Here is an 11,188-nt window from a genome sequence, read left to right as displayed (position 1 = left end):
CATCCGCACAAAGCGTCGCTTTGGGCTTGGGTGGGTTCCATGCGGAAGCGGTAGACCTTGCGATGGACAGCCATTCAGTCCCTCGTTTTTTGGGCGGCGATGTACTGCTCGATGGTTTTGCTGCTAACCATGCCCGCCGTGCTCACGAAGTACGAGCGCGTCCACAGCGCAGGAAGGCGGATGAGGTGGGGGAACTCCCGGCGCAGCACGTGCGAGGTGTAGCCCTTCAAGCGGTGAGCGACCTGATTGGGGGCCACGTCGGGGTCTACCGAGATGAACAGGTGCAGGTGGTCGGGCATGACTTCCAGGGCGATGATTTCCCAGCCCAACTCAGCACACTTCTCCACCAGCAAGGCCCGCAACCGCTCGGCCAACGGCCCTACCAGAATCTTGCGGCGGCGCTTGGGCACGAAAACGAAATGGTAGCGCAGCAGCGAGACGGTGGTGTTTTTGTGTTTGTAGACCGTAGGCACTACCACAGTATAGCACACCTGCCGCCCACCATGCTATGTGCTCCTTCGGAGCACGTGGGGGAGTCCATGTATCCCAGGGCTAAAGCCGCTGGGTTTTATAGCTCCCCCACACCCCCTCGTTTTTATAAATCCCAGCCTGTGGTAGACTGGGGCGTTCCGGACGGAACCCCGGCCCCCGGCGCAGCCAAGGAGAGCCTTTGGGTGCCCTGCGCTGGGGGCCCTTCCTCCGGGGTGCGGGGCCGCGACAGGACGGGCTTATCCCCTCCAGGCCTCTCCGGCCGCGCGCTGCTCGGGCGCTGCGCCTTCCGGGGACGCAGCGCGCGGCGGCCTGCTTGCCCTACGACGCCGCCTCCTCGCCGTCCCCGGGAAAGCGCCACCCCCGGCGGCCATCCGCCGGGGGTTCGTGACGTTCGGGGCCTTCAGGGCCCGGGCCTCAGAAGGGCTGGGAGCTGCCGCACTTCTTGTTGGCCTCGGCGCCGCAGTAGCGCACGGGCGCGTCCCGCAGCTCCAAGAACCCCCCGCCCACCTTGAAGCGGATCAGCTGGACCTTCTGCAGGGGATAGTTCTGCTGGCCGAATCTGGCCTCCTCGAACACCACCCCCAGGCGGGTCGTGGTGCGGGCCGGGACGGTGAGGTCCACAGGGCTGCCGTAGTCATGCCAACGCTCCCCGAGGACCACGCGCGTTCCCAAGTACCTGGACCCCAGCTCGGTGACCACGAAGGACTGGCCGGGGTCCAGCCGCAGCTTGAGGTCGGTGTCGGTGTCGTTGGCGACGGTCAGGTGGCACACGAACCTGCCATCCTCCTGGAAACTCATGGAGTCGAAATAGAAACAATACCCGTCCCTCGCGGCCAGCCGGGGCGCCCCGGGGACCGCCACCCCCAGGAAGCGGGCCTCCCCGACCTGGATCATGGCGAAGAGCCCGGAGGGGTTGTCCACCCCCCGGAAGCTGAGCCTCAGCGTTGTCTTCCCGCCAGGGCCGAGCCGCAGCGAGCCGGCGGACGCCTGCCCCTGGTAGAGCCAGCCCGAGGCGGTCAGGGCCTGGACGGAGGCCGGGGCGATGCTGAGGGAGACCGCCTTGCCCTGGGGGTTGGCCACCTCCACGGTGCAGTTGAGCGTATCCCCGCTCAGGCTGCACCCCTGGAGGGTGAGGTTCAGGCCCGCCATCGCGGCCTGGCTGGAGGGGCCCCTCTGGGCCCCGGCCACGAGGAGGCGAGGGCTGAGAGCCAGACGAGGAACCTTGGAGTCAATTTCATGTCGGTCACCTCCAAGGAGGGGATTATAGCCGGACTCGGTCGGACCTCGAGGGACAGATCCCCGGGGGCCTCGAGCCGGGCGGGATCCCGCCCCCGGCTATACGCGGGGAAGCTCGGGCACGGCGGTTATCGCCGTTCACCCTACTCGATGCCCGCGGCCCGCCCCCGCAGGCGCACGCGGCCATGACCCCGCGTGCATCCGCACCGGGGCCGACCCCCCGGGGCGCGTACACTTTTCGGGAGGTGATCCATGCAAGTCGGGAGATTCGCGCGCGCGGTTATCTCGGTATCGTTCCTGCTCCTCGCCGCCTGTAGCGGGGGAGGCGGCGGCTCCGGCGACGGCGGCGGGGCCACCACCATCGAGGCCAGCTCCGAGCACCTGTCCTTCCCGGGGACCAGCTCGGCGGCCCTGAGCGTGGCCGCCGACGGCAGCTGGACCGCCCAGAGCGACCAGGGCTGGCTCAGGGTCAGCCCGGCCTCGGGGAGCGGCGACGCCACCGTCACCCTCACCGTCGACCGGAGCGGGCTGACCCCCGGCCACTACGCGGGAACCGTCCTCTTCAAGGGGGGCTCGGCCCGGGAGGCCGTCACGGTCTACATGCGCTTCCCCGGCGTCGCGGGCAACATCACCGGCCCCGCCGGCCAGGTGCGGCCGGGGAGCCTGGGGGCCAGGCCCCCCGCCCCAGAGCCCGGGACCTACGTGCCGGGCGAGGTGCTGGTGGCGCTCGAGCCGGGCATGGTCGCGGCCGAGCAGGGGGTAGCCCTTCAGAGCGCCCGGAGCCTACCCCGGGTCAGCCTGCGGGCCATGCGGGAGACGGCCTCGGGGCTGGCCGCGGACCACGGCCTCAGCCTGGCCGAGGCTCTGAGCCCCGAGCTGCCGGTGTTCAAGCTCTCCACCGGCGGGAAGGCGGTGGGGGAGGTGCTCGAGGCCCTGCGCCGCGACGGGCGGGTGCGGGCGGCCGAGCCCAATTACCTGCACCGGAAGCTCGCCGCGCCCAACGACCCCTCCTACCCCTCGCAGTGGCACTACGGCAAGGTCCGGCTGCCCCAGGCCTGGGACCTGACCCGGGGCTCGGGCGACGTGGTGGTGGCGGTGATCGACGGCGCGGTGGACACCGGCCACCCCGACCTCGCGGCCAACCTGGTCCCGGGGTACGACTTCGTGGCCAACACCCCCTCCATCACCACCCCCGCCGACGCCCACGGCACCCACGTGGCCGGCACGGTGGCCGCCGTCACCGACAACGCCCGCGGGGTGGCCGGAGCGGGCTGGGGCACCAAGGTCATGCCCCTCAACGTGTTCCCGACCGGCGGCGGGGCCACCGACATGGACGTGAACCGGGCCATCCTCTTCGCCGCGGGGTTCTGCGTGTACAACCGCTCCAGCGCGCTGGTCTGCCCCCAGGCGAAGGCCCGCGTGATCAACCTCAGCCTCGGGCCGAGCAACCCCAGCTGCGTGAGCATCCCCAGCAGCGAGGCCCGCAAGGACGCCATCGCCTCGGCCCTGGGCAACGGCGTGGTGATCGTGGCGGCGGCGGGCAACGACGACTGCAACGTCATCAACGGCCCGGCCGGGGAGCCCGGGGTGATCGCGCTCTCCGCCACCGGCCCCGCCGACGTCATCACCCCCTACTCCGACTACGGCCCGAAGGTCTGGGTCGCGGCGCCGGGGGGCGACCAGGCGGGCTACGGCGCCGCGGGCGGGGTGTACTCGACGCTGCCGGGCAACGCCTACGGCTACCTCCAGGGCACCTCCATGGCCTCCCCCCACGTGGCCGGGGTCGCGGCCCTGGTCCTGGCGGCCAACCCCGACCTCACCCCCACCCAGGTGCGCTACCTGCTGGCCTCGACCGCCTCCGACCTGGGCGCGGCGGGCTGGGACCAGTACTACGGCTACGGGCTGGTCAACGCCGAGGCCGCCGTGAAGGCCGCCCGCGACCTGCTGAGCGCCTACTTCTCCGACTTCAGGGTGCGCCTGCGGCAGGGGAATACGCTGGTGGCCGAGGGGCGGGCGGACCGGGGCGGGAACTTCGCCCTGGAGAACGTCCCCGCGGGCCGCTACACCCTCGAGGCGGGCAACGACCGCGACCACGACGGCGTGCTGGGGGAGCCCGGCGAGTTCTACGGCAGCACCGCCGTCGACCTGGACTACGGCGGCGACGTCAGCGGGGTCGGGCTGAACGTGCAGCCCCGCTAGGCGCCCCCGCCCTGCCCGCGCCGGGGAGCGCGAGGGCTCCCCCGAGGCCCTCACCCCGCACGCCCCCGGCGGGCGGCCGCCGGTAGCTGAGGGCCCCGAGCCCGGACCCCGCCTTTCCCGGACCCGGCCCAGGTTATCCTTCCCTGGACCTGTCCCGTGTAGGAGAGCCGTCCAGAACGGGCTCGAGGCCGCGAGCCTGTAAAACGAAAAACAAGGCCCCTCCGGGGAGGGGCCAGGGTGAAGGCCTTGGGCGGCCGGGGGTCAGGGGGGTACTCGAGGGTCCGCACGGTGCGCTCCTGGGGCACCCGCTCCTCGGTGCCGGGGCGGGACTCGGCGGGGTGGTCGGCGCGGCGGACCCGGTTAACCCGCCGGTCGTACCTGCAGGTGCGGACGTTCTCCTCCCCCCGGCCGTAGCGCCTCCGCCCGGGTTACGGAGCGGGGAGGCGGTGTTGACCCCCCGGGCCGGGGGGGCGTTCAGGGCGAGGTGAAGATCGCCGGGTACCCCCCGTACGCGCCGGTTTGCCCCAGCGCGACGAGTTGCTGGGGGCCGAAAGCCAGCTTGCTCAGGGGCGCGGGGGTCGCGCGCTCGGCCCAGGCCCGCCCGTCCGCGGAGGTGTACAGGCGGTCCCCCACCGCCATGAAGAGGCCGTTGGCGTGGACGACGTCGTAGAGCCCGCCCAGCTCTGAGGCGTGGCTCTGCCAGTTCGACCCGTCGGGGGAGGTGAGCAAGAGGGTCAGGCGGTCCAGGCAGCACTCGTTCTGGCCCACCGCCACGAAGAGGTTGTTGGCGTAGGTGACGGCGTACAGGTTGGCGTAGCCGTCCCCTTCGCTCCAGCTCACCCCATCCGCCGAGGTCAGGGTGCGCCCGAAGCCCACGGCGACGAAGCGGCCGTTGCCGTGGACGACCGCGTACAGGTCATTGTTGGTGCCGGAGGGGCGGGGCGTCCAGTCCGCCCCGTCGGGGGAGGTGCGGATGCTGCCGTTGTCGCCCACGGCCACGAAGAGGCCGCCGCCGTAGGTCACGGCCCGGTGCACCCCGGTGCGAGCGGTCCACACCAGCCCGGGGGCGCCGGGCGGGCTGCCGGGGGGCGGCGGTTCGGGCGGGGCCCCCGCGGGGCCGGAGTCGCAGGCCGTCATGGAGATCGCCAGGAGCAGTGCGGTGAGCGTTGTGAGCGTTCGTCCCATGGCGGCCCACATTATAGAAACGAGGGGGTGGGGGGCTACTAAAGCCCAAGGGTGGCGCGGCGAGCGGGCCCCGGCCCCCGCCTTACGGCCGCTTTAGCCGGAGGCTTCCAGGGAACGCGGTGCTGCCGCCTGGACCCAGTACGTTTATCCGCCCACTCCAGGACGGCGTTTCCTACCCGAGCCTCCCAGAGCCACGGCAAGGCCCCTCCGCGGGCCGCCGGGGTGAAGGGCCGGGGCGGGGGGCGGGCTCGAGGGGGGTGCAGGGGGTCCGGCGGGGTCCGGACCCCCATCCCCTCGAGGCCCAAACCGCCCACATTTCCCCTAAGCTTGATTAAGGGAAATATCCCCGGCCGGGCTCGAGCCGGGGTCACGCCCCATGCCCCCGTCCCTCTAGAACCTGAGGTCGTTGAGCCTCCAGTAGGCCGGGGTGCCCCTCAGCCTGTCGTTCCTCTGGACCAGGTCCCAGGCGGTGCTCCCGTCCAGGGTCCGGGCCTTGGGGTCGGCCCCCAGCTCGAGCAGGGCCAGCACCACCTCGGGGTTGCCGTTGATGGCCGCCGCGGTGTGCAGGGGGGCCCAGCCGCCCTGGGCCCGGGCGTTCACCTCCGCGCCCAGGCGCACCAGGAGCGCGATCACCTCGGGGTTGCCGTTGTACCGTGCCGCATAGTGCAGCGGCGTCGCGCCGTCCTTGTCCATAGCCTTGACGTCGGCCCCCTGCCGGGCCGCGCGCTCCACGTCGGCGGGGGTCGCGCTCTGCCAGAAGGCGTTTTCCAGCAGGGGGTTGGCCAGCGCGAAGCCGGCGCACAGCGCCAGCAGGGCGGTGAGCCGCCCGACCGGCAGGGCGGTGGGTTTTCTGCCCATGGCCCTATTCTGACACCCCCGCGGCCGGGGCGCGACGGGGGCGGGGGGCAGGGGTCAGCGGCCGCCCCCCAGCTCCTCCGCCACGCCCCGCGCCAGCGCCTCGCGGAAGCCCGCGTCGGCCTCCAGCAGCCCCTGCACGACGGCGGAGGGCTCGACGTCCTGGCCCATCAGCAGCAGGTCGCGCCGCACTTCGAGCGCCAGCTGCGCGTGGGGCGGGCGCGCCCGGAAGCTGTGCCGCTCGGCCCGGCCCCGGCGCGGACGAGGAGCTTGCGGTACTCCCGGGGGTCCTCCCGGCGCAGCCGGATGAAGTGGCCGCACAGGGCCCGGAGGACGGCCGACCCGCCGGCGTCCACCCCCGCCCGGCGCAGCTCCTCGGCGCGCTCGAGGAGCCAAGCCTTGGCCGCGGGGTCGAGCCAGTAGGCGCGCCGCTGCAGGCCGTCCGGGGGGTCGGGGTCGTCTCCACTCAGCCCCCCTCATCCCTACCGCCCGAAGCGCCCCAGGTAGTCCCCCCGCGGGCCGTACACCCGGGTCACGCGCCAGCCCGTCCCCAGCTCCTCCTCCAGCGGGTGCCGCCCCTCGGCGCACAGGCGGCGGAAGGCCTCGGCGCTGCCGCCGTAGGGGAAGTCGATGGAGGTGGCGTGCGCGCCCCCGGCTAGGGTGGCGCCCAGCTCCTCCTCCAGCCACGAGAATTCCCGGCTCCCGCCCGGCCGCCGGACCTCGAGCAGCCCCGTCTTCTCTTGGCCCCGCCCGCGCACCGCCTCCCCCTCCCTCAGGCCCCAGCTGGCGATGACCTCGCAGGTGGCGAGCAGCTGACCCAGATCCTCCAGACCGTCATCGTTTTCTTCGCCCCGGTCTACTACCCCCCCCGCGGCCCTGCCCGACCCCCTCCGGGTGGTCGCCCACCCCTGGCCCACCACCCACGCGGCCACCGCCCTGCACGCCGCCATCTCGGGCCACACGGGCCCCGCGCTGTACGCACCGGTCGTGGTGCTGGCGGCGTTCTGCGTGGTGTCGCTGGTGCTGATCCCGCTGCGGCTGGACTGGCGCGCGCGGGGTTGAGGCGGCGGGGAAGGGGCGGCCGGGGGGCCGATCGGCGCGGGTTCACACTTGCTCGAGCCAACCTTCGACGGCCCGCCACTCCCGCTCGGTCACCGGGAAGTTGGTGCCCCGCGGCTGACGCAGGACGCTCAACCCCCAGAGGTCGGGGTCGCAGCGGAGGTACTCCCTCAGCAGGGGGTCGTCAAGCAGCACGCGGTCGTAGCGCACCAGGGCCCTCGGCCGCCGGCTCATCCCGTCCACGGGGTCGGTCCAGTACCGGAGCCCGACTGGCGAGTCGGGCCGCAGGCTGGGCCCGGTCTCGAGCTCGCCCACCGCGTAGATCCCCGCCCGTGGGCCGGATATCCAGATGAGGACGCGGTCCCCGGCCCTGATCCGGCCGGTGTGCTGGAGACAGCCCCACCACTCGCGGGCCTCGAGCTTGAGCGAGCGATGGATGTCGTAGAGGGCGGGGTTGGCCTGGAAGATCCAGGTGGCGCGGTCGCGGTCGGCGTGGCCGACCTTGAGGGCGGTGGCCCCCTCCCGGGTGGGCTCTACCACGGCAACAGGGCCGGCCTCGCTCGTCGTGGGGGGGTCAAGCGGCTTCATCATCAGTGACGGTACCAAGGGGGTAGCGGGGCTGTCCATCGGGGCCGATGGACTCGGGGTAGGGCGGGGAAACGCCCCGGCCGTAAAAGCGCGGCAAGTCGGCGGGCTGGACGTCCCGGCCCGCCCAGGGCGGAGCGGGGGCGCCCGGGCGGCGCGGGTCGCGCTCGATCACCGTCAGCGAGGAGCTCAGTGCCGGGGCGTCGTCGAGGTGGTAGCGGTGCAGGTCACGCTCCGCCCGCACCACACGCCAGCCGTGGCTCCGCAGGAACCTGCGGGTGGAGCTCATCGCGCGCTGTGACCAGGGGAAGCGGGGGGTGTCCGGCAGCAGCAGGTAGCCGCGGCCGCCGCCCGGCACGGCCAGCTCGCAGCCCCGGGTGATGAAGAGGCGGGCGCTGGCGCCGTTGTTCGAGCCGCCGTAGGGGGGGTTGGTGTAGAAGACCTCGTACCCTCCGGCCAACCCCGCAGGAACCGCGCGGAAGACGTTGTAGAGTCGGGTGTCGAGTAAGCCCCCGAAGCCGTGGAGCGCGGCGAACTTTCGTGCTGCGATCAGGAGCCGCTCGTCGAAGTCGAGGAGCAGCATCCGGGCGGGGCCGGCCAGCAGTCCCCGCGCGTGCAGGAGGCCGAGCAGGAGGCTGGTTCCGTCGTAATCGCCCACGAAGGCCACCGACCGCCCGGCGAGGTCGGGCGCGACCCGCAGCACCTGCTCCAGCAGGTCGGATCCCAGCATCGGGATCTGGTCGTACCGCCGGAGGGCTGGGGGCCGGGCGGCCTCGAGCAGCCGCAGGGCCTCGAGGCCTTCGTCACCGAAGCCCCCCCTCATCGCACTCCCTCCGGCAGTGGGGAGCGGTCCTTGTAGAGGGCCCACAGCCCCAGGGTCTTGACCCGCATCTCGAACAGCTCCACGCTCGCCCCGTGGAGCGCCGCGAAGCGGGTCGGGTCGTCCCGCCGCAGCACCGCCTGGGCCACCGCCTTCATGGGGAGCAGCGCAGCCGCCGCGCTAAACCTGGCCTCCTGCTCTTCGGCCTCGTTGTACTCGCTCCGGCCACCCGGGCCGATCTGCACCGGGGTGTGGCCTTGGACGTGGTGGACGATCTCCTCCAGTAGCGTCGCGTTCATGCGCTCGGGGGTCTGGCCGGCGTGGAGCATCACGAACAGGCGGCCGTCGGGGAGCGGCTTGCTCATGCCCGACCAGTCCTTGACCTCCAGGGAGCGGCTGTACCCGATGACCACGCCCAACCGCCGGGCCAGTTCGAAGGGGTCGAGCGGCCCGAGCGGGCCCGCCCCCGCCCGCTCCCGCAGGCTCTGGGCGATCACCTCGTAGCGTTTCATCAGCTCGTGGCTGACGGGGGGGGCGGGGTTGGTTCTGGGCATGGGGTCACCTCTTCGGCGCCGTCTCGGTCCGGCCTCGGGGCTACTTCTTCGACTCAGCCAAGGCCCGTTCGTAAGCCTGCTGGAACTCCTGGGTGAGGTGCTCGGCCTTATCCGGCGCCAGGTTGGGGTCTGCCCGCAGGAACACCGCTACCTGGGCCGGCACGTTGACCCCGGGGGGGACGAAGGCTTGGCTCTCCTTCGACGGGACTGCCGCACCCTCGGGGACCTCCTCCATCCGGAAGCGAACCCCCATCTTCTCGAGGATGTACTGCGCGCGCTCGACGGTGATGCCGTGGTACTCGTTGCGCTCATCACGGGAGACCTGGGCCTCGGAGACCCCCAGCATCTCGGCCAGCTGCTTCTGGCTAAGCCCCTGTGCGATGCGTACCCCGATCAACCAGCGCCCGATGTGGGTGAGCCGGGTCAGCGTGCCGAGCTCGCCCCGGCACATCGCCTCGTAGGTGGCGATCTCCTCCTTCAGTTGCTCCCGGAAGCTCTCCGCGGGCTGCAGGGCCAGGTCGATCTGCTCGGCGCTCAGGCCGAGGCTCTCCAGGTGGGCCCGCTGCTCGGCGGCGAACGCGGTCTCGCGCTCAAGCCGCTCCACGGCCCTACGGTACTCGCTCTCAGTTCGGATCATGCTCTCGCCTCCTTACTCCGGGACGACCCTGACGATGCCTTTGGGCTGGTAGGTGCTGCGCCGCTGACGGAAAGCCGAAGGGAACGTCAGTTCATTGCCGTATTGGTCGCGAATGCCCGAGCCCTGGCCCCAGTGGGGGTATAACTCGACACGGTAGTGGTGCCACATCGGCAACTGCCACTTGGCGAAGCCGTTCGCGGGCCTACGGGTGGCCTTGTCCCAGGTCCACACCTTGTGGGGGTCCAGCGCGTTGAGCCGCCGCTGCAGGTTGCCTGTGGCGAAGTCCATCAGGTCGCACTCGAAGTAGCCGTCGATGTCGTTGGGGTGGTCCTTCTCCTCCACGAAGGAGCCGTCGAGGTAGACGTTCTGGATCCCAGCCGTCCAGAGCTGCCGGACCAGCACCTCGCACTGCTGCACCAGGTAGAGCCTCCACGCCGCGTCCCAACTGGCGCTTCTCCCCTTCCCGACTACCAGCAAGGACTGACGGAGCTCGGCAAAGGTCAGTGGGTAGTCGCCGGGGGGCAAGACGCCGTCGGGGGTGAAGGGAGGCAGTGCCACCGGGTAATCTTAACTTAAGTGCTAAGAAAAATCAATATTAACATTTTTGTTAATAAGCAATCCCGCAACCACTGCGCCTGGCACACTGAACTTGTCGCACAAGCTCCGAGCTCCCTGAAGCGGTGTGGCTGCCCCCCCAAAGCCCTTCCCCGAGCAGCCCTAGGGCGGACGGGAGTGGGTGAGGCCGTGTAGGATGTGGGCTCGAGCCCCACCCCCGCCCCCCTGGCGGCCGGTGGCGGTAGGGCCCACAAGCGCTTCCCCTGAGGCCCGCTCACACCCAACACTCCACCCATCCTCACCAATACCCCACCCTCCCCTCCACCCCCTCGAGCCCGCCCCCTCCCCCGGCCCCGCTTCCCACCCTCAGCGGCATTGGCTCGGATACACGCGATAGAGAAGGCAAAAATACGGGATGGAGCACGGGCAGCGGTGGCGCAGGGTAGGTTCCTGGGTAGGGGTCGGGTGGGGGGCTCAGCGGTGAGGATGGGTGTGAGGTTGTGTGGTGTGGTAGGATGGGGGCATGGGAAAGCGCGTCGGAAGCGGCGGAGACGGCGGCGGCCAGCCCCCCCTGCTGAGCGAGGGCGGCTGGGACGACCCCGCCTCGAGGAAGGAGACCCTGGAGGCCGCCCTGGCCGCCTGGGACGAGGGGGCCCTGCTGGAGGGCTTCGCGGAGTACCTAGCCCGGGCGGGGGTCAGGAAGCCGGACTACTACCTGTGGACCCTGCGCAACCTGCTGGCCTTCCTGCGCCTCAGGAACCGCCGGTGGCCCGGCCTCGAGGCCGGCGACCTCGAGGCCTTCCTCCGGGGCTGGCTCGAGCAAGGGCCCCCCCTGGGGGGCAAGGCCCGGAGGCCCACCCCGGGGAGCGCCCGCAAGGCCTACGCCGGGCTGGGCCACTTCGCGCGCTTCCTGGGGTGGGGCGGCGTGGGGTGGCCCCCCCACCTGCGCTTCCCCGACATCCCCCCGCACGCCCCCCGGCGCGACGGCCTGGGCGACGAGGAGTTCGCCCG

The 11,188-nt window shown here is 71.8% G+C and carries 13 protein-coding genes and 1 pseudogene; 3 read left to right on the top strand and 11 right to left on the bottom strand.

From position 1 onward, the window contains the following. Nucleotides 1-74: 74 nt before the first annotated feature. On the bottom strand, nucleotides 75-473 hold the full coding sequence (gene tnpA / locus MEICH_RS0116190) for an IS200/IS605 family transposase (RefSeq protein WP_036219496.1): 399 nt from the start codon (nucleotides 471-473) through the stop codon (nucleotides 75-77). A gap of 433 nt (nucleotides 474-906) precedes the next feature. Continuing rightward, nucleotides 907-1,641, bottom strand: coding sequence for a hypothetical protein (locus MEICH_RS0116185; RefSeq protein ID WP_157202863.1), 735 nt, complete (start codon nucleotides 1,639-1,641; stop codon nucleotides 907-909). Nucleotides 1,642-1,980: 339 nt separating this feature from the next. On the opposite strand from MEICH_RS0116185, the gene MEICH_RS27320 reads away from it, so the two are divergent. Further along, nucleotides 1,981-3,927, top strand: coding sequence for a S8 family serine peptidase (locus tag MEICH_RS27320; protein WP_051304277.1), 1,947 nt, complete (start codon nucleotides 1,981-1,983; stop codon nucleotides 3,925-3,927). 474 nt (nucleotides 3,928-4,401) lie between these two features. Here MEICH_RS27320 and MEICH_RS25600 read toward each other — a convergent pair whose 3' ends face one another. The 4 genes from MEICH_RS25600 to MEICH_RS29485 form a co-directional block, all read right to left on the bottom strand. Next, on the bottom strand, nucleotides 4,402-5,112 hold the full coding sequence (locus MEICH_RS25600; protein WP_051304276.1) for a WD40/YVTN/BNR-like repeat-containing protein: 711 nt from the start codon (nucleotides 5,110-5,112) through the stop codon (nucleotides 4,402-4,404). Between the two features lie 390 nt (nucleotides 5,113-5,502). Continuing rightward, on the bottom strand, nucleotides 5,503-5,970 hold the full coding sequence (locus MEICH_RS27315; protein ID WP_051304275.1) for an ankyrin repeat domain-containing protein: 468 nt from the start codon (nucleotides 5,968-5,970) through the stop codon (nucleotides 5,503-5,505). Between the two features lie 54 nt (nucleotides 5,971-6,024). Further along, nucleotides 6,025-6,159, bottom strand: coding sequence for a hypothetical protein (locus MEICH_RS30500; protein ID WP_275052627.1), 135 nt, complete (start codon nucleotides 6,157-6,159; stop codon nucleotides 6,025-6,027). 290 nt (nucleotides 6,160-6,449) lie between these two features. Continuing rightward, complete coding sequence (locus tag MEICH_RS29485) at nucleotides 6,450-6,725, bottom strand: hypothetical protein (RefSeq protein ID WP_036219493.1); 276 nt, start codon at nucleotides 6,723-6,725, stop codon at nucleotides 6,450-6,452. A 136-nt stretch (nucleotides 6,726-6,861) separates the two neighbouring features. On the opposite strand from MEICH_RS29485, the gene MEICH_RS29480 reads away from it, so the two are divergent. Then, nucleotides 6,862-7,029, top strand: a complete 168-nt coding sequence (locus MEICH_RS29480; RefSeq protein ID WP_169730694.1) for a hypothetical protein — start codon at nucleotides 6,862-6,864, stop codon at nucleotides 7,027-7,029. Between the two features lie 42 nt (nucleotides 7,030-7,071). Here MEICH_RS29480 and MEICH_RS0116150 read toward each other — a convergent pair whose 3' ends face one another. From MEICH_RS0116150 to MEICH_RS0116130, 5 genes are read right to left on the bottom strand one after another with little or no spacing between them, the layout of a single operon-like run. Next, nucleotides 7,072-7,566 carry an EVE domain-containing protein gene (locus tag MEICH_RS0116150; protein ID WP_051304274.1) on the bottom strand — a complete coding sequence of 165 codons (495 nt, stop codon included), beginning with the start codon at nucleotides 7,564-7,566 and terminating at the stop codon, nucleotides 7,072-7,074. 34 nt (nucleotides 7,567-7,600) lie between these two features. Next, nucleotides 7,601-8,434 (bottom strand): bis-aminopropyl spermidine synthase family protein, encoded by an 834-nt coding sequence (locus MEICH_RS25585; protein WP_051304273.1) that lies wholly within the window; start codon nucleotides 8,432-8,434, stop codon nucleotides 7,601-7,603. Next, nucleotides 8,431-8,985: an ImmA/IrrE family metallo-endopeptidase gene (locus tag MEICH_RS0116140; RefSeq protein ID WP_027893455.1), complete on the bottom strand. Its 555-nt coding sequence runs from the start codon at nucleotides 8,983-8,985 to the stop codon at nucleotides 8,431-8,433. Before MEICH_RS0116140 ends, MEICH_RS25585 begins: the two co-directional genes overlap by 4 nt. Before the next feature lie 40 nt (nucleotides 8,986-9,025). Further along, nucleotides 9,026-9,622: a helix-turn-helix domain-containing protein gene (locus MEICH_RS25580; RefSeq protein WP_084542376.1), complete on the bottom strand. Its 597-nt coding sequence runs from the start codon at nucleotides 9,620-9,622 to the stop codon at nucleotides 9,026-9,028. A 12-nt stretch (nucleotides 9,623-9,634) separates the two neighbouring features. Continuing rightward, complete coding sequence (locus tag MEICH_RS0116130) at nucleotides 9,635-10,180, bottom strand: DUF6932 family protein (RefSeq protein ID WP_218916427.1); 546 nt, start codon at nucleotides 10,178-10,180, stop codon at nucleotides 9,635-9,637. A gap of 520 nt (nucleotides 10,181-10,700) precedes the next feature. Between MEICH_RS0116130 and MEICH_RS0116125 the strand changes: the two are divergent. Next, nucleotides 10,701-11,188 (top strand): annotated as a pseudogene (locus MEICH_RS0116125) (hypothetical protein); the annotation flags it as partial.

It is taken from the genome of Calidithermus chliarophilus DSM 9957, from assembly GCF_000430045.1.
GTDB lineage: Bacteria > Deinococcota > Deinococci > Deinococcales > Thermaceae > Calidithermus > Calidithermus chliarophilus.
This window is presented reverse-complemented; position numbering and strand designations above follow the sequence as displayed.

Bases quoted from the DNA above. Each gene is read 5' to 3' on its own strand.
- MEICH_RS0116140 (WP_027893455.1), bottom strand. From the start codon at position 8,985: ATGCCCAGAACCAACCCCGCCCCCCCCGTCAGCCACGAGCTGATGAAA.
- MEICH_RS25585 (WP_051304273.1), bottom strand. From the start codon at position 8,434: ATGAGGGGGGGCTTCGGTGACGAAGGCCTCGAGGCCCTGCGGCTGCTC.
- MEICH_RS27320 (WP_051304277.1), top strand. From the start codon at position 1,981: ATGCAAGTCGGGAGATTCGCGCGCGCGGTTATCTCGGTATCGTTCCTG.
- MEICH_RS25600 (WP_051304276.1), bottom strand. From the start codon at position 5,112: ATGGGACGAACGCTCACAACGCTCACCGCACTGCTCCTGGCGATCTCC.
- MEICH_RS0116185 (WP_157202863.1), bottom strand. From the start codon at position 1,641: ATGGCGGGCCTGAACCTCACCCTCCAGGGGTGCAGCCTGAGCGGGGAT.
- MEICH_RS27315 (WP_051304275.1), bottom strand. From the start codon at position 5,970: ATGGGCAGAAAACCCACCGCCCTGCCGGTCGGGCGGCTCACCGCCCTG.
- MEICH_RS25580 (WP_084542376.1), bottom strand. From the start codon at position 9,622: ATGATCCGAACTGAGAGCGAGTACCGTAGGGCCGTGGAGCGGCTTGAG.